Origin of the sequence: Cryptosporangium sp. NPDC048952, from assembly GCF_043197895.1 — a bacterium.
GTDB lineage: Bacteria > Actinomycetota > Actinomycetes > Mycobacteriales > Cryptosporangiaceae > Cryptosporangium.
Map to the genome: position 1 here is coordinate 510,242 of NZ_JBICTY010000002.1, position 21,380 is coordinate 531,621.

Consider the following 21,380-nt stretch of genomic DNA (forward strand, 5'->3'; position numbering starts at 1 on the left):
CACGTCTCCTTAGTCGGTGTCCACCCACACCGGGGAGGACCAAGCCATCTCGCCGTCCACCTGGATGACGCGGACGTAGTAATAGGCAGCCCCGCCGTTGGTTGCGGAGCCGGGGTTGTCTTGCCAGGTCAGCCGCTGCTCGGTGCCGCCGAGCGAGGTGAGTCCGCCGGTGGCGCCGATGACGGTGAGCCGGCCACCCTCCCCTCCGGGGAGTTCGAGACCGACGAGTTTCTCCAGCGTGGTGCGCGTCTCGTTGAGGGTGACCGTCGCCTCCGGCGGGCCCACCAGCGTCAGTTCGACGCCACCCCGCTGCGCGCCGTAGGGCTCGCCGAATGCTTTGGTCGACGCCTGCCAGGTGACGCCGTGGGCGCTGACGCTCGTGATCTCCGGGGACCAATAGGGGGTGGCCAGGATCTCGCCGCCGTCGTCGATCGTGAGGCGGCCGGACCAGTCGGTGGTGATGGCGCTCTGTCCGAACTCGATGCGGACGGGGAGTTCGAGGTGGCCTTCGGGTTTGCTGAGCTCGGGGCGGAGTTCGCGGATCGTCTCGCCGTTGCGGACGAGTTGGATGCGGGCGAGGTCACGGTAGCCGCGGGCGTAGACCTCGATGTCGATCTCGCCGGTGCTGCGGATCTCCCGGCCCATGAACGCGCCGCCGATCCGGACGTCGACGAGGACGTCGCGGGTGGTGGCGCCGAAGACGCGGCGGTTCCGCAGGGAATCGAAGACGCTTTCGCGGGTGAGGTTCACGGCGAACGCACCGACGTAGCTGGCGCCGTTGCCGTGGTCGGAGCTGGCGATGAGCCCGAAGCGGTGGCCCGCGGCCAGGCCGTCGGCGACGAACGTGCCGTGGCGGGTGGCGTCGGAGTACTGGCGGAAGACACCGTCGGCCTCGTAGTTGCCGCGGCAGGCCTGGAAGACCTCGACCAGGCGCAGGTACTCCGGGTCGGCGTAGTTCCAGTCGTACGGGATCATCGCCGAGCCGGGGTGGTGCGGGATCGTGAGCGCCGGGTAATTCGGGTGGCGGCGCAGGCTCGCCCAGAGTTCGTCGGGGGTCTGGGAGCCCTGCGCGAAGGACGAATAGATCGGGGCGCCACGGTCGACGGACCCGTAGATGACGTTCTGGTGTCCGGTGTTGCCGGTCCATTCGAAGCCGTAGAAGGGCACGAAGCGGTCGTCGACGCGGAACAGGTCCGCGATCTTCTGGATCGACCACCACTGGTACTCGCTGCTGTTCTCGGAGTGGTCGGTGACCGCCCAGAAGTCGTAGTCGCAGACGTCCCAGCCGTAGCGGTAGAAGTCCTCGAGCGAGGGTTCGTCGCCGGAGGTGCAGCGACTCACGAGGGAGTGCCGGTGCAGGTCGCCCCAGTAGAGGGTGAGCTGTTGCCCGTCGACGTCGGTGGTGTAGCGCGGTTGGGGGGCATCCAACCAGGTGCGGGACTCCCGGCGCTCGTTGCTCTCGACGATCTGAACGGGCCGGGGGGCGCCGGCTGGGCCTCCGGCCGCCGGGACCGTGGCGGACCGGATCACGCCCACGCCGTGCATGCCGTGCCAGACGACGGAGCCGAGGTGTTCGAGGAGCACGGGGCATTCGCGGCCTCCGAACCCCTCGGTCCAGGTGAGGCTGCGTTCGAGGCGTCCGTCGGCTTGCCACGCGATGACGGTGCCGGTCTTTCCGGCGGCGACGGCGGGTTCCTCGAGCGTGCCGTCGCTGCCGCCGAACGTGACCGGCGCCGACCAGCCGTCCGGGCCGAGCGTCTGCGCCGCGACCTCCCAGTAGTAGGTCATCAGCGGCAACTGCCGGTGCACCCGGTACGCCACGGCCAGCCCACCGCGTGCGTCCGCCACCAGCCGAGGCAACCCCCCGGGCACGACGTTCAGCGTCTCCCCGAGTCCGGGTGCCTCCTGGAGTGCATCGTCATCGATGCGGACGACGCGGAGGGTGGCGGTGACGTCGGGGAGGAGTTCGGGTGGGACGGAGTCGCCGGAGTCGCGGGCGCCGACCACTGCGGGGGCCTCGGCGAGTTCGGCGGTGGGGCGCAGGCGGGTGGGGCCGGAGCCGCCGTGGCCGTGCACGGCGATCAGGTCGAACGCGCACCAGATCGCGCCGTCGGTGGTGACCGCGAGGCTCGGGTGCAGTGCGTAGTCGGTGCCGGCGCTGATCGGCCGGATCGGTCCGTCGCCGATGCGGACGACCACCCGGTACGACCCGTCGACGTACTCCGACCAGGCGTACACGCTGCGACCGTCGGGCAGCGCGGCCACCGCCGGGTCCCAGGCGTTACCCGCGGCGCCGTCACTGGCGAGGACCGTCTCGCCCCAGGTGCCCCCGGAGTACCGCCGCGACCAGATCCCGAACCCGGTGCCGTGCGGCCCCTGCCAGACGACCTCCAGACCGTCCGGGGTCGCGATCACCTCCTGGTTGAAGCTCGGGTGCTCGCTGTCACTGATCCGCTCCGGTTCGCCGCCGATCCGGTGCGCGTGGACGGCAACGCGCTTGGCGTCGTCAGCAAGCCCGTAGAAGACCCAAGCCTCCCCCTGCGGATCGAAGACCGCCGACGGGCGGAAGCAGTCGCCGGGGTTCGGTGTGAGCACCACCCGCTCCCCATCGAGGTCGGCGACGACCCGCTCCCCGACTCCTTCCTCCCAGTCGATCCACACGTACAGCTCCCGCCCGTCCGGCGCGACGGCCACCGCCGGCCGAGCCGCCCCGGGCCGCCCGGCGGTCACGCCGTCCGCAGGAGACGCCGCGGCCGGACAAGAGATCTCGCGGCCGGTGGCGCGGCGGTGGCCGGGGAGCGTGGGGGCCGCGGCGAGCGCGGCGTCGGCGGCGGTGAGGTACTCGGTGAGGCGCCCGCCACCCTCGTCGACCCACATGTACCGCAGCGGGTCGGGGTCGAGCACCGCGATCACGTCACCGACGTCACGCGACTCGTCGATGGCCGCGGCGAGCCGCCGGTTGAACGCCAGAACACGCTCCAGGTCAGCGCGCTGACGATCCGTGTACCCATCCGCGTGATGGTCAAGCCCGCAGCACTCCATCATGGCCAGAACCTTCTCGTTCGGCATCGAAGGAGAACAATCCCCTGGCACAGGGGGACCGATACCAATTCCCTACTGACCCCATAGGATTTACGAATGGACCGCCGCCAGCTGGAGTACTTTCTCGCCATCGTCCAGACCGGCGGGTTCACGAGCGCCAGCCGACGCCTGCGCGTCGCCCAGCCCTCCCTCTCCCAGGCGATCCGCGCCCTCGAACGCGACCTCGGCACCCCGCTCTTCGACCGCCTCGGCCGCGGGGTCGGCCTCACCGCGGCCGGCGAGGCCCTGGTCCGCCCCGCCAAGCAGGTGCTCCGCGACTTCGCGACCGCCCGCGCCTCGGTGGAGAGCGTGCTCGGCCTGACCGGCGGCCGACTCGACATCGTCGCGCTCACCACGCTCGCCGTGGATCCCCTCGCCGCCCTCATCGGCCGGTTCCGCGCCGCGCACGAGCAGGTCGACGTCCGGGTGACCGACCCGGAGCTGGACGACGCGGTCACGGGCATGGTGCTCGAGGGTGATTGCGAGTTGGGACTCGCGGAGTCACCGGGCGTCGTCGAGGGCCTCGACCACCTGCGCCTGCGTGACCAGGAGTTCTTCGCGGTGCTCCCGCCCGGTTCGGCGATCGACCCGGCGCACCCGATCGAGGTGGCTGAGCTCGCCGGTTGGGCTCTGGTCTCCACTCCGAAAGGAACTGCGATGCGGACGCTCGTCGACCGCGAACTCGGCCGCTGTGGTGCCGTGCCCCGCATCGCGGTGGAGACGACGCACCGCGCGGCGATCGTGCCGCTCGTTCTCGCCGGTGCCGGGGCGACGGTCTTACCGCCCCGCCTGGCAGAGGACGCCGCGGCGCACGGTGCCGTGGTGGTGCCGACGACGCCGAGGCTCGTGCACGGTGCCGTGATGATGTGGCGCAACGGCCAGCTCTCCCCCGCCGCGAAGGCGTTCGTCGACCTGGCCATCACGCGTTCGCTGTCGGGCTCGGGCGACGAATAAGCTCAGGAGCATGGTCGCCGAACCCACGCCCGCCGAGGTACTCGTCCTGCGGCGGGCGCTCGAGGGGTCGGTGCTGCCGCGCCACCAGGCGGGCGGTTCGCCGCAGCGATTGCTGACCAGCCTGCTCGGTGAGCACTGGCTCGACGCGGACGCCGCGCTGCCGCTGGGCGTGCTGATCGACCTCGTCGCGGAGTTCGGCATTAGCGAGACCAGTGCGCGGGCCACCGCGAACCGACTGGTCAAGCGCGGGGTGCTCGAAGCGGGCAAGGTAGGGCGTCACGCGTACTACCGGCTGTCGGAGACCGGGCGGCAGGACATCCGCCACAAGACCGGCACCGTGCTCGACTTCGGTCCGTCGGCCCGCCCCTGGGACGGCCGGTGGACGCTCGCCGCGTTCAGCGTCCCGGAGGACCAGCGACGCCTGCGGCACCAGCTGCGCAGCTACCTGCGGTGGCTCGGGTTCGCGCCGCTGTTCGACGGCCTCTGGATCTCGCCGCACGCCGGGCTCGACGCGCTCCGCGAGGTGTTCCAGGCGGTCGGCGTCGACAATTTGAGTGCTTTTCGGGTGGTGGAGACCGCTGTCGGGTGCGCACCGCTGACCGCCTGGGACCTCACCGAGATCCAGTCGGCGTACCAGGCGTTCCTCACCGACCACCAGAAACTGCCTGACATGCTGAAAGCCGGTGAGGTGACGCCTGCCGCGGCGCTCGTGCAGCGCACGCACCTGCTGGAGACCTGGCGGATCTTCCCCGGTCTCGACCCGGAGCTTCCCGCCGAACTACTGCCCGACGACTGGCCGAGACCGGCGGCCCACGCCCTGTTCAGCGAGCTCTACGACGGCCTCGGCGAGCTGGCGACGCTCCGGTTCCGCCAGATCGTCGCCAAGCACGAACCGGACCTGGCGAACCACGTCGACCACCACACCGTCGCGACCTGGGCCTGAGCCGAGTCGTCACACGCAGGGTGGCTGATATGCCCGGCCAGGGACGTACATCCCCCACTCCGCGCGGGTGATCGGTTCGCCCGAGGTCGCGCAGATGAGTGCTGCAGCCCGCTCCGGGTCGGTGTGCCAAAGTGAAACCCCGCCGTCTGCCCCGCCGGCGGCGAGCATGTCGGTGCCGGGCCGGAACCCAACGGTGAAGAGGATCCCCGTCGATGCGGTCAGCTTCGCATAGAGCGTCGGACGGTTGCGTCGGCTGACATCCCACAGCCATAGCGTGCCGTCGGTGCCGGCGCCGGCAACCAACGTGCCGTCGCTGCTGAAATTGACCGTGTAAAGGAAACCGGTCGGTCCAGCGAGCGGTGGCGCGACGAGTTCAGGAGCCGCCGGATCCCCGAGACCGTAGAGTCGCAGCTTGCCATCAGCCAGGCTGACTGCGAGCGTCGTGCCGTCCGGGCTGAAGGCGACCGAGTAGGCATAGTGGTCGCCCGGTTTGAGCGGTGGACCTTCGGGCCTCGGCCTGGTCGGATCGGCGACATTCCAGACGCGAACCGTCTTGTCGGCGCTTGCGGCTGCCAAGAGCTTCCCGTCAGGGCTGAATGCGACCGAGTAGACACCGTCGGAGAAGCCGGACAGCGTCGCATCCAGGCGCGGCTTCGCAGAGTCGCGCACGTCCCAGAGGCGGACGGTCCCGTCGCGCGAGGCGGTGGCGAGCGTACGACCATCTGGGCCGAACGTGAGGAACTCGATTTGCTGGTCGGGATGGGCGGTCAGGACCTGACCGCTCGGTGCGGGACGCGCCGGATCGGTGACATTCCACAACCGGAGGGCGCCGGATCTGCCGAAGGCGGTCGCCATCGTGCGGTGGTCCGAGGTGAAGGCGACCGAAGAGGCGAAGCCGTCCTTGTTGGTCAGGGCCCGGCCGGATGGACGCGGATGCCGAGCTTCGGTGAGGTCGTAGAGTCTGGTGTCGCTGCTGCCCACGGCAAGCATTCGCCCGGTGGGGTCGAAAACGGCCGAGCTCACGGGGCCTGGCATGGCCAGTGCCGGTCCTGGGACAGACCAGAGCCTCGCCATGCCATCGTTCGATCCGGTGACGACCGTGGTTCCATCCGACGTGAACCGCACGGACGTCACGGGCACCGGGTGCGGCAGCGTGGCGACGACAGCGCGAGTGGCAACGTCGATGACACGGACTCCCACGGCGCCGTCGGAGCTCGCTATCGCTACGGACGCGCTATCGGGACTGAATGCAACCGCGTTGATCCAACTGGTTGCGCCCGTGATGGGTGACCCGATGGCCTGGGGCGCCCGTGGGGTAGTCACATTCCAGATGTAGGCCGACCGATCCGCCCCGCCCGCCGCCAGCCACCGTCCGTCGGGGCTGAAGGCCAGCTGGCCGATTTCTTTTTCCGGGCCGATAGGTCGAGCAATCAACTCCGGCCGCGATGGATTCCCGATGTCCCAGATTCCGACCGTGCCGTCCGAGTCGCCGACGGCGAGGTAGCCGTTACCCGCCCGAATGCTTAGGGACTTGGCCCGCTTGCCTTCTACCCGGATCGGTTTTCCCATCGGATCGAAAGTGCCGTCCGGCCCGACGCGCCACAGTCGCACGATGCCGTGATCGCATGCCGCTCCCACCATCCGGCCGTCCGGGCTGAAGGCCACGGAGTAGACGCTGCCGCCCAGTCCGGCCAGGGATTCGAGAGGCCGTGGCTTTGCCGGATCTCGAATGTCCCAGATCAGTACGGTGGCACCGGCCGTGGATGCGACGAGCAAGCCGCCTGCCGGATCGAACGCGACCGCATAAACGGTGCCCAGGGCTCCGGTCGGCATCCGGTAGAGCTGACGGGCGCGGCCTTGGTCCGATACATCCCATAGCTTCACGTCGGTGTCCGAGCCGGTCGCAACGAGGTGGCCGTCAGGATGGACCGCCGTGGCATAGAGAATTCCGGTGCCGCCGGGGATCCGTACGGCAGGCCGCAGCGCAGATGCGTCGAGCAGGCTCGACCGTGCCTCGGTCGTCGGAGCAATTCGGTACGCGGCGAGCGACAGCTGCCTCGCCAAAGACACGTCTCGGCTCCGTAGCTGGTCCGCCCGCACGGCGGTCATTCGCGAGAGCGCGAGATCGCGATCGGTACGTGCTTCGTTGCGCTGGTCACGGGCATCGTTGCGTTGGTGGAAAACGACGGCGGCCAAGGTTCCGGTCAGAAACAGAAGGACCGCGAGAACGGCCATCGTTAGCACGAAGAGCCGCGCGCGGCGGCGTGCGCGACGCCGGCTGGTCGCGAGAAAGTGCCTGCTGACCGCAGGGACGTCTTCACCGTGCAGATCGGCCCATTCGCGGGCGGCCACGAGTCTAGTTCCCCTGTAGAGCAAGCCGCTTTCGCGGCCGGATTCCTGCCATTCGAGTGCATCCGCGTCGACCTGTTGCCCCAGTAGCAACATGCCCCGGTCGACCTCAAGCCATTCCCGCAGTCGCGGCCATGCGCCGATCAGCGCCTCATGGGTGATTTCGACGGTATCGACGTCGACAGTAATGAGCCGCTGAGCGATGAAGGACTTGAGCACCTCCTCCCGGTCAGAATCCTGGTTTCTCCCCGCGAGCAGATCTCCCAGTCGCACACGACGACGGGTGTCGGGCATGTCGGGGTGCAGCCTGATCAGACGGAGGAATAGCCGTTGCGCTTGCCGTTGCTGATGCGGGCTGAGGCCGGCATACACGGCCTCGGCACTCGCGGCGACCGCGCCGTCGATACCGCCGACCTGCTCGTAATTCGTAATCGTCAGCCCTGCCCTGTCCTTGACCCACATCTCGTGGAGGGCATACGAAAGCAGTGGGAGCGCACCGGTTTCGTGCACGGTGGTACCCCGCCCCGGTACGACCTCTCGCACCAAAATCTCCACCAACTCGCGTTCCACGTCGATGCCGGCCCTTTCTGCCGGCTTCTCGATCACTTCCCGGATCTCGTCGGCGGTCATCGGTCCGACCGTCACCTGAGCGCTGTCGAGTGCCGCACGCAGACTTTCGTGACGCAGTGCGCGACCGTAGAAGTCGGCCCGCAGGCTGAGCACCACGGATGCCCCGTTACGAGAAGCACTGGACACGGCGGCGACCAGCCTGTCCTCGTCCGCGTCTCCAGTGAACACCTGCTCGAATTGGTCGAAGATGATGAGCGGTCCGCCCGACGAGTGACCGTCGCGGGAGTCGATGCCGCGCTCGGCGCTGCTCAGGAAGCGGCCGATCTCGATGTGCGAGTCTCGGCCGGGCGTGATGACGAGCGTCGGCCAGCCGGCGCTGCCAGGAAGCTCGCCGCGCTCGAGCGCAGGCGTTAGTCCCGCGAGAAGCAACGATGACTTCCCGGATCCGGACGCGCCCACCAGAATGATCAGTCCACCGCCACCCGCGTGTAACGCGCCGATCCGGCCGAGCAACTCCGTCATCAGGGCTGAACGGCCGAAGTACCAATCGGCGTCGGCGGCTGCGAAGCTGGAGAGTCCCCGATACGGTTGAATGTCACCAGGTCTGGTCTCGGCGGGCTTCACTCGGATACGGCAACGAGCACCCCACCACTGGTCGATCTCGACTTCGTTCAGGCCGATCACGCGGAGCAACTGCCCAAAAGTCAGTCGTTGTCCGTTCTGTGGCAGCGTGCCGTTGCACCACGCGCTGATCGAACTCTTGCTGATCGAAAGCGTCTTGTCGGTTGCGCCCGGCACCGGTGTTCCGTTCACCGCTTTAACAGCATCGCTCAATGACAGTCCTACAGAGCGTCGTAGTTCGGTCAAAGCCTTGCCGAATGCTTCCTTAGTGAGCAGAAGTTCCGGGTCTGGACGGTTACCCGCTCCGTACGATTCGGCCACATTCGATCCCATCGCGGTGAGGACGATCGACCTAGCTGCTCGATTCTCGTACGAGTGGCGTCCACGGAGTGTCCGGAAACTGTCCGGAGTCGACTGTCGCGCTAGCTCGACGGGCCGTGAACAGGCAAGTCTGATAGCGGCGGCGTTGTCTCGAACGCCGTACGCACCTCCGATCCCGCCACCGGACCGATGGAGACACGAAGCAATGCAGCTACGAAGAGGCGTCCTCCGAGCGGCCGCGGCCGGCCTCATCACCCTCTTGGCCACGTCCGCCGGTGCGGTACTCGGTCCGAGTACCGCACATGCCGATCTGCTCTACTGCGGTTCGAGCAAGTACATCGAGAAGATCGAAGTCGCGAACTGGGGCAACGGTCGGTTCCAGATCCTCGTCACCCCGAACTCCGCAGCACGTATTCGCGCTGGGCAGACGTCCACTGACCCGATTCGCTCTCGCGAGGTCGTGGTGGACGAGTGGCATGCCGTTCAGGCCTGTGTCCGAGGCCTCTACGGAAGCCTCGCCGACAGCATCTGGCAGCAGTTGGACTGTCACCAGCGGATGTCGTGGGTCTGGCATCCGCTGCGACGTGACTGGCTCACCGGGCCTACCTACGACCTGGAGAGTTGGCGGCCGGCCCTGACCGGCCCCAACGTCGCGGTGCAGGAGGCACGTACGCGGTGCCTCAACACCCTGGGCGTCGACGAGAACTCCAAGGTGACCAGTCCCTACCGCCCCGATGCGGGCCAGTTCGATCTCCTACACGCGTGGGGCAACTTCGCCTGAGACCTGCCCGACGCGTGGATGCCCGGCGAGAGGAGGGGACTCGCCGGGCATCTGCCCTTAGTCGAGGGGTTGATCCGATTGGATATCAATTGGCCAGAAGTCCTGACCGGATTTCTCGTCGGCGTCGTCCCGATCTGCATTCGGCAGCTCTACCTGTACCTTCGATTCTTCAGATCACCAGGCAAAGCCAGGTACCTCGGGCACTGGCACGCATACTGGCGGAGCACTACCGGCGCCGGCATGATCGGCCACGAGGAACTCGATGTTCATTACTCGTTTCTTCGAAACACGCTCCTCGTGACCAACAACTCACCGAGCCTGGACGGTGGTTACCGTGAAACCGTGTATACCGGCACTCTTTCAGAGCGCCAGGGAGTGGTCCGATACTGGTATCTGCGCGATCCGGTGACGCATACCCAGGAAACATGGGTGATCTTCGATCCGTACTACGACCCGATCAAGGTGGCCGAGGGAGTCCAGGTGACGGTGGATCTCCGTGGACTACCGGTGGCCACCGGCCAGGTCATCAGCCGCACCGAACTCAGCCGTCAGGAACTCGAGAACAGACTGCCCCGGGAAGTTCTCAACACTGACCCACTGAAGTCATTCCTCGCTAACTATTCGCCTGCGGACGACGCTCTTCGCAGCGCGGACCCCGACCCGGGCATCACCTAGATCACGCCCTTTTCGGTCAGGGCGTCCACGTCGGTGGGTGCGTAGCCGAGGAGGCCTTCGAGGACGGCTCGGGTGTGTTCGCCCACCCGTGGGGGCGGCTGGTCGAAGCCGGCCGACGAGCGGGAGAAGACGATCGGGACGCCGGTGCCGGACAGGCCCGCGATGTCGCCGTAGTCGGGATGCGCGAGCGGCACCACCTCGTGCCGGGCGCGCACCAGCGGATCCGCCACCGCGGAAGCCGGGGTGCGCACCGGCGCGCACGGTGCCCCCGCCGACGTCAGCGCGCTCACGGCGTCGGCCAGAGTACGGACGGAAGTCCACGCGGCGATCAGCCCGTGCAGTTCGTCGGCGCGGGCCACCCGGGCGTCGCGGGTGGTGAAGCGGGGGTCGTCCACCGGGTGGCCGATGGCCGCCAGGACGCTGCGCGCGAACGCGTCGGTCGGGGCGGAGACGCTGACGAAGCCGTCGAGGGTCGGGAAGACGCCGAACGGGGCGAGGCGCGGCACCATGTTGCCGGTGCGCTGGGGTAAGCCGAGTCGCTCGTAGGCGTCGAACGGTTCGCACGCCACGAGGGACGTCAGGGCGCCGAGCATCGAGACGTCGACGTGCTGGCCGAGCCCCGAGACGTCCCGGTCGCGCAGTGCGGCGAGAGTTCCGATGACGGCGTACATGGGAGCCAGCAAATCGCCGATCGGCAGCCCGAACCGCACCGGGTCGTCCTCCGGCGCCCCGGAGGTGAACATCGCCCCCGACAGCGCCTGAATCACCGAGTCCATCGCCTTGCCCGGGTTGTCGGTGCCGAACCCGGTGATCGACGTGTACACCAGCCGCGGGTTGACGGCGAGCATCGCGTCCGGGTCGACGCCGAGGCGCCGGGTCACTCCGGTGCTGAAGTTCTCGACCAGGACGTCGGCGTGGTGCACGAGGTCACGCAGCACGTCGACACCGGCGGGCTGTTTCAGGTCGAGGCTGATCGCCTCCTTGTTCCGGCCACGCAGCATCATCGAGACCGACATGTCCTCCGGCCCGGTGCGCTGCGCCGACAAACCCTCCCGCCCCACGTACGGCGCGTTGTTGCGCGCGGTCTCCCCCGGGCCGGGACGCTCCACCTTGATCACGCGGGCACCGAGCCCGGCCATCAGCAGGGTGGCGTAGGGCCCGGCCAGGGCGGTGGTGAGGTCGACGACCGTGATACCGGTCAAGGGGCCCCTCACAGGCCGATCCCGGGCAGCACGATGCGCCCCTCCTCTCGGGAAAATTCGGTGTCGAGGCCCGCGCGGCGCGTGATGTCCTCGATGTAGTCGGCGACCCGCCCGTCCGGCGCGGGCTGGGGCGCCCCGTTCCGGTCGATCCACAGCGGGATCAGCCCGGCCGCCACCAGCCGGCCCGTTGCGTCGAATTCGCACGTGGCCAGCGCGGTGTTCCGCGATTCCGGATGGAACGGGTAGGTGGGCATGTCCGGATCCGGCGCGAATCCGAACAGCTCGACCCGCCGCTTCGCCCAGGCCGTTCGTTCCGCGCTGTCGCCGCCGGTCGGGCTCAGTGCCCGGGTGACCGTCACGAAATTGCCGAGACCGTGGAAGATCGGTGCTCCCCGGTACACCTCGACGCCCCGCATGATGTGCGCGTGGTGCGCGATGACGACCGAGGCTCCGGCGTCGACCGCGGCGCGCGCGACCTGGGGCTCGTACATCTCGATCGTGGCCGGCGTGTGCCCGACGCCCTTGTGCAGCGCGACCACGACCGCGTCGGCCCGCTCCCGGGCGGCGCGGACGTCGGCGGCCATCGCGTCCAGGCTCGCCGGGTCGGCGAACGTGAAGATCTCCGGCGGACCACCCGGGCTGGCGTGGTCCAGTTCATAGTGCGTGAGCACCCGGACGTAGGCGCAGCCGGCCTTCTGACTACGCGCCCAGGAGTCCCGCGGTCCGACGCAGTTGTAGCTGAGCACGGCGATGTTGCCGGCGATCGCCGGGGTGCGTGCCTCGGTCAGGTTCGCACCGGCGCCCGCGGTCACCAGCCCCGCGTCCCGGCAGGCGGCGATCGTGTCCAGGACCCCCTGCTCACCGACGTCGAACACGTGGTTGCCGGCGAGCGTGGCAACGGTGAACCCGGCCGCGCCGAGCGCTTTCAGATGCGCCGGGTCCGCCGGCGGAGCCGGCACGTCGGTGGACAGCTGCGCTGTCGACGTGCTGTGCGGCACCTCCACGTGTCCGATGACGACGTCGCCGCCGCGCAGGATCTCGCGGGTGCCGTCGAAGAACGCGTCGGGGTTCGGTTCGTCGAGAACCAGATCTCCGGTCGCGAGCAGGGTGGTCATCGGGAGAACCTCTCCAAGAATTCGCGCAGGCGTGGTGTCTTCGGATCGGTGAACAGGTGTGGACCGCTCTCGACCACCCGGCCGGCCTCCATGAAGACGACCCGGTCGGCGACGTCCCGCGCGAACGCCATCTCGTGCGTGACCAGCACCATCGTCAGGCCTGCGGCGGCCAGGTCACGCACGACCTTCAGCACCTCGTCGACCAGCTCCGGGTCCAGCGCGCTGGTCGGCTCGTCGAACAGCATGATCCGCGGCCGGGTGGCCATCGCCCGCGCGATCGCGACCCGCTGCTGCTGCCCGCCCGACAACTGTCGCGGATACTTCGCCGCGTGGTCCGACAGGCCCATCTTCGCCAGCAGTTCCTCGGCCCGCGCGGTGGCCTCGGCACGCGGCGTGCCGTGCACGAGCACCGGCGGATCGATGATGTTCTGCAGCACGGTCCGGTGCGGAAAAAGATTGAACTGCTGAAAGACCATTCCCATGCGACGACGTTGAGCCGCGATCGCCTTCTCGGGCAGCACGCGCAGCTGGGTCCCGGTGCGCTTGCGGCCGAGCAGCTCGCCGTCGAGGTACATCGCGCCGTCGTCGATCTCTTCGAGCTGGTGGACGCAGCGCACCAGCGTCGACTTGCCGGAGCCGGACGGACCGATGACCGCCACGACCTCACCGGCGTTCACTTCCAGGTCGACGCCGTCGAGCGCGGCGCGGTCGCCGTAGTTCTTGCGCAGGCCACGGACCTCGAGGACCGCTGTCATCGGTTCGCTCCCCGGCCGAAATACTTCTCCAGGCGCTGCTGGCCGAGGCTGAACACCGAGACGACGAGCAGGTACCAGAGCACGGCGACGATCAGCAGCGGCACGACCTGGTAGGTGCGGCCGTAGATCGTCTGCACCGAGTACAGGAGGTCGGCCATCGCGATGACGCTGACCAGCGACGTGCCCTTGAGGACGGTGATGAACTGGCTGCCGGTGGGCGGGATGATCGTGCGCATGGCCTGCGGCATCGTCACCCGCGAGAACGTCTGCCAACCGCTGTAGCCGAGCGACTTCGCGGCTTCCTGCTGCCCCGTATCGACCCCCAGCAGGCCGCCACGGACGATCTCGGCCAGGTACGCGGCCTCGTTGAGCCCGAGGCCGAGCACCGCGGCGGTGACCGGCGTGATCAGGTCGTTGCTCGACCAGCTCGCGAACTCCGGGCCGAACGGGATGCCGACCGAGATCTTCGGCAGCAGGTAGCCGAGGTTGAACCAGAAGATCAGCTGCACCAGCGGCGGGATCGAGCGGAACACCGTGACGTAGGCGGTGCCGGCCCAGCGCAGCGGCACGAACGCCGACAGACGGCAGGCCGCGATCGTGGTGCCGAGCAGCAGCCCGACGAGCATGGCGGCGACCGCGAGCAGGATCGTCGTGCCGAGGCCTTTGAGGACCGAGGAGTCGAACAGGTACTCGCCGACGACGTTCCACTCGAACGCCTCGTTGAAGACGAGGAACCGTGCGAGCTGCGCGACCAGGACCAGCAGGACGGCGCCGACGACCCAGTGGCCCCACCGCACGTGCCCTTTGGCCTGCGCGGCATAGTCGGCTCGGTCGGTGGCCTCCTGCGCCGTGAGCGTCATGGCTTCGCGGCCACGTTCATCGCCGGGGCGTCGACAGCGACGTCGGTGAGTCCGTAGGCCTTCATGATCTTGTCGTACTGGCCGGACTCGAACAGCACCGTGAACGCTTCGAGAAGCACCGGGCCGAGCCCACCGGCCTTCGGCGCGAGCAGCGCGAGCTGGTCGACGCCGGCGCCCTGCTCGTCCTGCTGCAGGACGTACTTGTACTGGCCCTTCGCAGCGTTCTGGATGTCGAGCACACCGGCCTGGGTGGCGCCGAGCGCGTCGGCGCGGCCGGAGCGCACCGAGAGGATCGTCGCGTTGGTGTCGGCGAGCGGCTGACCCTGCACCGCGGGTTTCTTCGACGTACCGCACCAGGTCGAGAGGCCCTTGAGCTGGCCTTCCACGATGCTGCCGGACACGTAGGCGACGGTCTTGCCGCAGAGGTCGGCGGCTTCCTTGACGTCCGAGTCCTGTTTGAACAGGTACGCGGTGCGCGAGGTCATGTAGACGACGTTGTCGAAGTCCTTCTCGCGCGCCGGGGTGTCTTTCACCGGGCCGTTGAACGCGTCGAAGCGACCGGCCTTCATACCGGTGAGTGCGGCGGGCAGGCCCGCGATCACCTCGATGCGCGTCTTGACGCCGAGCACGGCGCCGAGGGCTTCCTGGATGTCGGGGTCGAATCCGGTGACCGTGCCGTCCTTGGCCACGACCCGGTACGGCGGGTGCGGGTCGCCGGCGAACACGAGCTCGCCCTTGTCCTGGATCGCCTTCGGCAGCTTGTCGTGCAGCTCCTGGCGGAACAGGGCCTTGGTGTCGACCGAGGGGGCCTTCGTGCCGGTGTCGCCTGCGTCGGTGCTTCCGCCGCAGGCCGACACCGCCAGGACAACAGCGCCCAGCACTCCGGCCAGGGCGGTCCTCGCTAACGTCAACATCTCTGACCCCTCTGTCATTGAGACGGATTCTTTGACGTGCGGCAGAACGACTGTCACACGTTGTGGTGCTGAGTGTCGTACGTCATACCCCCTCCTCGTCAAGGGGTTGGGGATGCCAATTGGCGGGTTTACAGTCCGTCGTGTGACAGTTTTCTCGCCGAACGGTCGCTCATCCGCATCAGCGCTGCCGTCCGACTCAAAACGGACTGTGTTGCCGCGGGCGCGCTCCGGGGCCAATCCGCAGCACCTGCTCGTGACGCTGCTGGGTGACTTCTGGCTGGACGAGGGTGCCGAGGTACCGCTCGGAGCGGTCGTGGAGATGATGGCCGCGTTCGGGACGTCGACGGCGAGCGCGCGGCGGGCGATTGCCCGGTTGGTCGACCGCGGGACCCTTCTGAGCACGCGCTCGGGGCGGCGCGCCCGCCTCCGCATCGCCCCCGACGCCCGCCGGAGCGTCCAGGACACGGCTGTGCGGATCATGCGCTTCGGCCGCGAGGACACGGACTGGGACGGGCGCTGGACGCTCGTCGCGTTCAGCGTGCCGGAGGAGCGGCGGCAGGTCCGTCACCAGGTACGCAACGCGTTGCGGTGGCTCGGATTCGGGGCCCTGTTCGACGGGGTGTGGATTTCCCCGCGGGCGTCCGTCAGCGCCGTCGAGGACGTGTTGCGCGAGCACGCGCTGGACGCGGTGTCGATCTTCCGGGTGGAAGCGGTCGGGTCGCCACCGGTCGAGGCGTGGCCGCTGGAGGGTGCCGAGGCCGCGTACGGCGACGTGTTGGCGGTGTACGCGCCGATCCGGGACCGGGTGCGGGCGGGTGAGATCGGCGCGGCCGAGGCGCTGGTCGTGCGGACGCGGTTGATGGACGCGTGGCGCCGGATCCCCGCGCTGGATCCGGGGCTCCCGGACCCGCTGCTACCGCCGTCGTGGCCGCGGGCGGCCGGGTATGCGCTGTTCGTCGAGGTCTACGACACGCTCGGCCCGCTCGCCGAGTACCGCGCACGCCAGATCGTCGCCCACCACGACGAGGACCTGACCGACCACCCCCGCCACCACACCTCAGCGAAGTGGTGACCTACTGCAGTTCGGCCCGGAGGAGCGCGGAGGCGTCGGCCAGGGCGCGCATCTTGCCCTGGGCCGACTCGCGGGGCAGGTACTTCATGCCGCAGTCGGTCGAGAGCACGATGCGCTCCGGCGGCACGTAGTCGAACGCGCGGCGCACGCGGTCGGCAACGACCTGCGCGGACTCGATCTCCGGCGTCGAGAGGTCGATGACGCCGAGGATGATCGTCTTGCCGGACAGGTCGGCGAGCACCCCGAGGTCGAGCTTCGACTGCGCGGTCTCGATCGAGATCTGGTCCGCCGTGCACGCGGCGAGCTCCGGCAGGAACGAGTACCCGGCCGGCCGCTCGTGCACCAGCGCCGCGTACCCGAAGCACAGGTGCACCGCGGTCGTACCGACGACACCCTCGAGCGCCCGGTTCAGCGCGGCCACCCCGAACTCCCGCGCCACGTCAGGGCGCGCCTGCAGCCACGGCTCGTCGATCTGCACGATGTCGGCCCCCGCCGCGTGCAGATCTTTGATCTCGGCGTTCACCGCCGCCGCGAGGTCCATCGCCGCGGACTCGGCGTCCGGATAGTGGTCGTTCTGCGCCTGCTGCGACATCGTGAACGGCCCGGGAACCGTCATCTTGACGATCTTCTCGGTGTGCGCGCGCAGGAACCGTACGTCCTCGACCTGGATCGGCGCCGGCCGGCTGATCGGCCCGGCGAGCCGCGGAACCGGGTACGGCTCGCCGTTGCGGTTGATCGTCGTGCCCGGGTTGTCGATGTCGACGCCCTCGAGCGCGGTCGCGAAGTGGTTGGAGTAGCTCTCCCGGCGCATCTCGCCATCGGTGAGGATGTCCAGCCCGGCTTCCTCCTGCGCCCGGATGGCCACCAGCGTCGCGTCGTTCTGGGCCTCGGTGAGCTGATCGGGGGCGACCCGCCACAGCTCCTTCGCCCGGACCCGCGGAGGCATCCGGCCCGCCAGCTTCGACCGATCGATCAGCCAATCGGGCTGCGGGAGACTTCCAACGACCGACGCGAGCAGCATGTCTGAAACCTATACCGCGGGCTTGAGGCTCTTCTCTACCAGGCCCGCGGCCGGGCCGGCGAGCGACTCCTCGACCAGCCCCGGAGGGGCGGAATCCAGCATCTGCAGGATCGCTTCGGCGAGCTGGCGTGCCGCCGCCGGGTCGAGCTCCACCGCGACGCGGGCCGCGGCACCGCGGCCGGGATTGCGGAAGTCGACGTTGAGCGTGTGGGCCTGTGGCGCGGACACCGGGTGGTCGAAGTACACGGTGGCGTCGGTGAGCGGGAACCAGCCCTCGCGGCCCTTACCGGCCCCACTGATCTTCAGGGTGGCGGTCTCGTAGGTGCACATCGTCATTCCCCCAGGTGAGTGCGGAAGAAGGCGGCGATCTTCTGCCAGCCGTCCACCGCCGCCTCCGGGCGGTACGACGGTCGGTCGGTCGCGAAGAACGCGTGGCCGGCTCCGTCGTAACGGTGGAATTCGAACGTCTTGCCGGCCTCGGTGAGCGCCTTCTCGAGCTCGTCGACGTGCTCCGGGCTCGGGTACTTGTCGTCGTTGCCGAACATGCCGAGCAGCGGCGCGCGCAGTTCGGGCGTGCGGTCCACGAGCGGGCCGACACGCAGCGGGAACCCGTCCGGCGGCGTCCCGACGACGAACGCCCCGTAGCAGTCGACGGCCGCGTCGACGTCGATGCTCAGGGCCGCGAGGAACGACTGACGGCCACCGGAGCAGTAGCCGATCGTGCCGACCTTGCCGTTGGAGTCCGGCAGGCCGCGCAGGTAGGTGACCGCACCAGCGGCGTCGCCGACGAACCGCTCGTCGGGCACGCCACCGTTCGCGCGGGCGACGGCGGCCGCATCGTCCGGGTCGGCGCCCGGCGCCTCGCGACTGTAGAGGTTCGGACAGATCGCGGCGAAGCCCAGCGCCGCGAACTTCCGGGTGATCTCCTTCGTCGCCGCGTCGTACCCCGGCAGGTGGTGGATGACCACGACGCTCCCCCGCGGGCCGTCGTCCGCCGGAAGCGCCAGGTAGGCCTCGATCTCGTCGCCGTTCGCACCTTCGATGCGCACGGTCTCCGCTCGCAGATCGCCGATCATCAGTCCTCCTCTTGAGTTGCTGGCGTCAACCATATCCTTCGACGTATTTACGTAGTTGCGTAATACTGGAGAAGTGACAGACGAACCTCTTGCGGATCGGGTGGCTGCTCTGGAGCGGCGCCTGGACGCGTGGGAAGCCACCGGTGGGCCCGTCCCCGATGTGGCTGACGCGTTCTGGGCGCTCGAAGGGCTGAAAGCCCGTACGGACAACGCCGTGCTGTTCACCGGCACCGTGGAGTTGCCCAACGGGGAGCGCTACGACTGGCAGTACGGCACGCCGGTCGAGGCTCTGCTGGACTCGGAGTGGTCGGCGTGGGCCGACCGGCTCGCCGCCCTCGGTCACCCGGTGCGCCTCCGGTTGCTCCGCCGGATCCTGTCCGGCGCACGCACCACCGCCGAGTTGGCCGACGACGAGGAACTCGGCACGACCGGCCAGCTCTACCACCACCTGCGCCACCTGGTCGCGGCCGGATGGCTCCAGTCGGCCGCCCGCGGACGGTACACCGTCCCCCCGGAACGGGTGGTTCCCCTGCTCGTCATCCTGTCGGGAGTACGCCCATGACAGTCACCGCCCCTCGCTCCACGGTCGTCCCGATGCGCGCCCTGGTCATCGCCGCGCTGGCCGGCGTCGTCGTGGCCGCACTCGCGTTACTCGTCGGCCCGGCGCCCCATCGGCTCACCGACGCCTCCGGTGGCGACGACGCACTCGCCGCACAGGTGCTGGACGTCGTCGGCGACGAGACCGGTGGCTACCGCGGCCTGTCGGTCGCGCGCATCACCGGCTCCGGCGTCGTCACGACGCTCGTCGGTGACGACGGCGGCGGCCCGGTCTTCGAGATCGGGTCGGCCGGCAAGGTGTTCACCGGCATGGTGCTGGCGGACCTGATCGCCGACGGCCGGGTTCGCGCCGACGACACGCTGCGCACCGCGTTCCCGGACGTGAAGTTCGCCGATCCCGCGGTGGGCGACGTCACGCTCGCCGAGCTGGCGAGCCACCGCTCGGGGCTCCCCCGCCTCGGAGGCGGCCCGAGTGAACTGCTCAACGGCGCCTGGACGAACGTCACCGGCGGCGACCCGTACGGCCAGAGCGTCGACGACCTGCTCGACGAGGCCGCGAACACGTCGGTCGGCGACGGCCGCGGTGAGGTCAGGTACTCCAACTTCGGCATGGCGCTGCTCGGCCAGGCCCTGGCCGCGCGCACCGGGACGCCGTACCCGCAGCTGGTCACCGACCGCATCCTGCGTCCACTGGGGATGTCCGACACGACGATCGACGCGGACCCCACCGGCGAGTGGGCCGAGGGTGCGACGGCGTCCGGCCGCTCGGCGTCGGCCTGGACCGGCGCCGGCTACGCCCCGGCGGGCATCGGCGTGCGCTCCACCGCCGCGGACATGGCGAAACTCGTCGCCGCGACGATGAACGGCACCGCGCCCGGCGCCGACGCCACCACCCCGCGCTGGGACCAGAACGACAAGAGCCGCGTCGGGTACGCGTGGTTCACCACCGCCGAGGGGCTGACGTGGCACAACGGCGCCACCGGCGGGTTCCGCTCGTACGTCGGCTACGACGAGGCCGCGGGCGAGGGCGTCGTCGTGCTCGGCAACACGAACCGGGACGTCGAATGGATCGGCATTCGACTGCTGGGCGGCGACGCGGAGCCCTCGGACACCGCGCTCGTGCCCTGGCAGTGGGCCGTGACGATCTTCCTCGTGCTGTACCTGGCGGCCACGCTGCCGTTCCTGGCGGTCGGCCGGCCGGGTGAGGCGCGCTGGTACCAGGCGCCGCCCGACCGTCTCCGGATCGTCCAGAGCGGGCTGGCGACCGTCGCGGTGGCGCTGCTGGCCCACCGGCTCGGGGACTGGCTCACGATTCCGCCGCCGTTCTGGGCGCTCGGCGTGGGCCTCGCGGCCGCGGGCGCACTGCTACTGGCCCTACGGTGGCGCGACCTGCCCGTACGGTCCGGCGGCACTGTGTGGCTGCGCCGGGTGACGTTCGTGGCGTCGGTAGCGGTCAGCCTGATCGTGGTTGTCGCAATGCTTGCACTGTGGTGACACAGCACTCGGGGCCCGAGTCCGGCGAAGTCGCCGGGCACGGGCCCCGAGTGTGTGAGAAGTCTTAGTTACAGCGGCTGGATGTTCGACGCCTGCGGGCCCTTCTGGCCCTGCGTGATGTCGAACTCAACGGACTGACCGTCGGTCAGCTCCTTGTAGCCCTGTCCCTGGATCGCCGAGTAGTGGGCGAAGACGTCAGGTCCGCCTCCATCCGGGGCGATGAACCCGAATCCCTTCTCCGAGTTGAACCACTTCACGGTGCCAGTAGCCATGCTTCGCAATCCTCCGAAAAAAAACCACACGCCCCTGTATGGGACGCAGCCCTCAGCCTTCCCTATATGTCAAGCCAGTGGGTGAAGGCACGCCGAGATTACGCCCGTCGACGTGGTGGGCGCCACTGTTGAGCGACGCGTTTCCACATTTCTGCGTCGATCGACGAGCCGGGCAGGGGGTCGGAACCCGTTCGGAGGCCGTCCAGAGCCATCGTCAGGTACCGGCGCCAGAGCCCGGGAGACACCGATTCGGAGTACTCCAGCACCGCCACGACCATGAACAACACCATCACGAGATCCCCGCCGGCGACGCCGGGACGCAGCGCGCCGGCCGCGTGCGCCCGGGCCACCAGGTCGTCGATCTCCGGCTCGAGGCGTGATCGGACTTCCTGCACGTGATCCCGGCCGTACGCCCGGCTGAACACGACGTCGCGCAGTCCGCGGTCGGCGGCCATCCCCTCGACGCACTCCTCGGTGAAGCGGACGAGCGCCGCCCACGGATCGGGGTTCTCCCGCTCCTGCGCCGCGAGCGCCACCAACCGCTGCAGGCCGTCGGCGCACAGCGCTTCCACCAGCGACTCGCGGCTCGGGTAGCGGCGGTAGACAGTGCCGACGCCGAGGCCCGCATGGTGAGCGATGTCATCCAGCGTCACGTCCACGCCCCGGGCGGCGAACACCTCGCGGGCGGCTGCCAGGATGCGCTGGCGGTTGCGCTCCGCGTCGCGCCGCAGCGGCCGCTCGGACAT

Annotated in this window: 19 protein-coding genes; 7 read left to right on the plus strand and 12 right to left on the minus strand. The window is 69.2% G+C overall.

The features are described 5' to 3' along the window. Positions 1-9: 9 nt before the first annotated feature. The gene (locus tag ACGFY5_RS10600) at positions 10-3,069 is read right to left on the minus strand and encodes a DUF3604 domain-containing protein (protein ID WP_392719338.1); all 3,060 of its coding nucleotides are present in this window, start codon (positions 3,067-3,069) and stop codon (positions 10-12) included. Between the two features lie 69 nt (positions 3,070-3,138). On the opposite strand from ACGFY5_RS10600, the gene ACGFY5_RS10605 reads away from it, so the two are divergent. Together ACGFY5_RS10605 and ACGFY5_RS10610 are read left to right on the plus strand one after the other, a co-directional pair. Beyond that, positions 3,139-4,035: a LysR family transcriptional regulator gene (locus ACGFY5_RS10605; RefSeq protein WP_392719339.1), complete on the plus strand. Its 897-nt coding sequence runs from the start codon at positions 3,139-3,141 to the stop codon at positions 4,033-4,035. Between the two features lie 10 nt (positions 4,036-4,045). After that, positions 4,046-4,978, plus strand: coding sequence for a PaaX family transcriptional regulator C-terminal domain-containing protein (locus ACGFY5_RS10610; protein ID WP_392719340.1), 933 nt, complete (start codon positions 4,046-4,048; stop codon positions 4,976-4,978). Between the two features lie 9 nt (positions 4,979-4,987). On the opposite strand, the gene ACGFY5_RS10615 is transcribed toward ACGFY5_RS10610, so the two are convergent. Beyond that, positions 4,988-8,839, minus strand: a complete 3,852-nt coding sequence (locus ACGFY5_RS10615; protein ID WP_392719341.1) for a hypothetical protein — start codon at positions 8,837-8,839, stop codon at positions 4,988-4,990. Positions 8,840-9,044: 205 nt separating this feature from the next. Here ACGFY5_RS10615 and ACGFY5_RS10620 point away from each other — a divergent pair, with 205 nt between their 5' ends. Continuing rightward, the gene (locus ACGFY5_RS10620) at positions 9,045-9,620 is read left to right on the plus strand and encodes a hypothetical protein (RefSeq protein WP_392719342.1); all 576 of its coding nucleotides are present in this window, start codon (positions 9,045-9,047) and stop codon (positions 9,618-9,620) included. 240 nt (positions 9,621-9,860) lie between these two features. Further along, positions 9,861-10,295, plus strand: coding sequence for a hypothetical protein (locus ACGFY5_RS10625; RefSeq protein ID WP_392719343.1), 435 nt, complete (start codon positions 9,861-9,863; stop codon positions 10,293-10,295). On the opposite strand, the gene ACGFY5_RS10630 is transcribed toward ACGFY5_RS10625, so the two are convergent. From ACGFY5_RS10630 to ACGFY5_RS10650, 5 genes are read right to left on the minus strand one after another with little or no spacing between them, the layout of a single operon-like run. Continuing rightward, complete coding sequence (locus ACGFY5_RS10630; RefSeq protein ID WP_392719344.1) at positions 10,292-11,509, minus strand: CaiB/BaiF CoA transferase family protein; 1,218 nt, start codon at positions 11,507-11,509, stop codon at positions 10,292-10,294. The genes ACGFY5_RS10625 and ACGFY5_RS10630 overlap by 4 nt on opposite strands. Continuing rightward, entirely contained in the window at positions 11,506-12,612 is a 1,107-nt protein-coding gene (locus ACGFY5_RS10635; RefSeq protein WP_392719345.1) for a CapA family protein, read from the minus strand. Before ACGFY5_RS10635 ends, ACGFY5_RS10630 begins: the two co-directional genes overlap by 4 nt. Further along, a complete protein-coding gene (locus ACGFY5_RS10640) occupies positions 12,609-13,367 on the minus strand; it encodes an amino acid ABC transporter ATP-binding protein (protein ID WP_392719346.1) in 759 nt (252 codons plus the stop codon). The genes ACGFY5_RS10635 and ACGFY5_RS10640 overlap by 4 nt, the downstream gene beginning before the upstream one ends. After that, entirely contained in the window at positions 13,364-14,227 is an 864-nt protein-coding gene (locus tag ACGFY5_RS10645; protein ID WP_392719347.1) for an amino acid ABC transporter permease, read from the minus strand. Before ACGFY5_RS10645 ends, ACGFY5_RS10640 begins: the two co-directional genes overlap by 4 nt. After that, positions 14,224-15,141 carry a transporter substrate-binding domain-containing protein gene (locus ACGFY5_RS10650; protein ID WP_392719348.1) on the minus strand — a complete coding sequence of 306 codons (918 nt, stop codon included), beginning with the start codon at positions 15,139-15,141 and terminating at the stop codon, positions 14,224-14,226. The genes ACGFY5_RS10645 and ACGFY5_RS10650 overlap by 4 nt, the downstream gene beginning before the upstream one ends. A gap of 208 nt (positions 15,142-15,349) precedes the next feature. Here ACGFY5_RS10650 and ACGFY5_RS10655 point away from each other — a divergent pair, with 208 nt between their 5' ends. Then, a complete protein-coding gene (locus tag ACGFY5_RS10655; protein ID WP_392719349.1) occupies positions 15,350-16,213 on the plus strand; it encodes a PaaX family transcriptional regulator C-terminal domain-containing protein in 864 nt (287 codons plus the stop codon). A 1-nt stretch (position 16,214) separates the two neighbouring features. On the opposite strand, the gene ACGFY5_RS10660 is transcribed toward ACGFY5_RS10655, so the two are convergent. Genes ACGFY5_RS10660 through ACGFY5_RS10670 form a run of 3 tightly spaced genes read right to left on the minus strand, consistent with a single transcriptional unit; the run spans position 16,215 to position 18,310 of the window. Then, positions 16,215-17,234, minus strand: coding sequence for a uroporphyrinogen decarboxylase family protein (locus ACGFY5_RS10660; protein WP_392719350.1), 1,020 nt, complete (start codon positions 17,232-17,234; stop codon positions 16,215-16,217). 9 nt (positions 17,235-17,243) lie between these two features. Next, complete coding sequence (locus ACGFY5_RS10665; protein ID WP_392719351.1) at positions 17,244-17,570, minus strand: DUF6295 family protein; 327 nt, start codon at positions 17,568-17,570, stop codon at positions 17,244-17,246. Continuing rightward, the gene (locus ACGFY5_RS10670; RefSeq protein WP_392719352.1) at positions 17,567-18,310 is read right to left on the minus strand and encodes a dienelactone hydrolase family protein; all 744 of its coding nucleotides are present in this window, start codon (positions 18,308-18,310) and stop codon (positions 17,567-17,569) included. Before ACGFY5_RS10670 ends, ACGFY5_RS10665 begins: the two co-directional genes overlap by 4 nt. A gap of 73 nt (positions 18,311-18,383) precedes the next feature. Here ACGFY5_RS10670 and ACGFY5_RS10675 point away from each other — a divergent pair, with 73 nt between their 5' ends. Then, positions 18,384-18,872, plus strand: a complete 489-nt coding sequence (locus ACGFY5_RS10675) for a helix-turn-helix domain-containing protein (RefSeq protein WP_392719353.1) — start codon at positions 18,384-18,386, stop codon at positions 18,870-18,872. Beyond that, on the plus strand, positions 18,869-20,362 hold the full coding sequence (locus ACGFY5_RS10680) for a serine hydrolase domain-containing protein (RefSeq protein WP_392719354.1): 1,494 nt from the start codon (positions 18,869-18,871) through the stop codon (positions 20,360-20,362). The genes ACGFY5_RS10675 and ACGFY5_RS10680 overlap by 4 nt, the downstream gene beginning before the upstream one ends. 68 nt (positions 20,363-20,430) lie before the next feature. Here the strand turns inward: ACGFY5_RS10680 and ACGFY5_RS10685 are convergent, their stop codons facing one another. Both ACGFY5_RS10685 and ACGFY5_RS10690 read right to left on the minus strand, forming a co-directional pair. Beyond that, complete coding sequence (locus ACGFY5_RS10685) at positions 20,431-20,634, minus strand: cold-shock protein (protein WP_392719355.1); 204 nt, start codon at positions 20,632-20,634, stop codon at positions 20,431-20,433. 98 nt (positions 20,635-20,732) lie between these two features. Beyond that, on the minus strand, positions 20,733-21,380 hold the full coding sequence (locus tag ACGFY5_RS10690; RefSeq protein WP_392719356.1) for a TetR/AcrR family transcriptional regulator: 648 nt from the start codon (positions 21,378-21,380) through the stop codon (positions 20,733-20,735).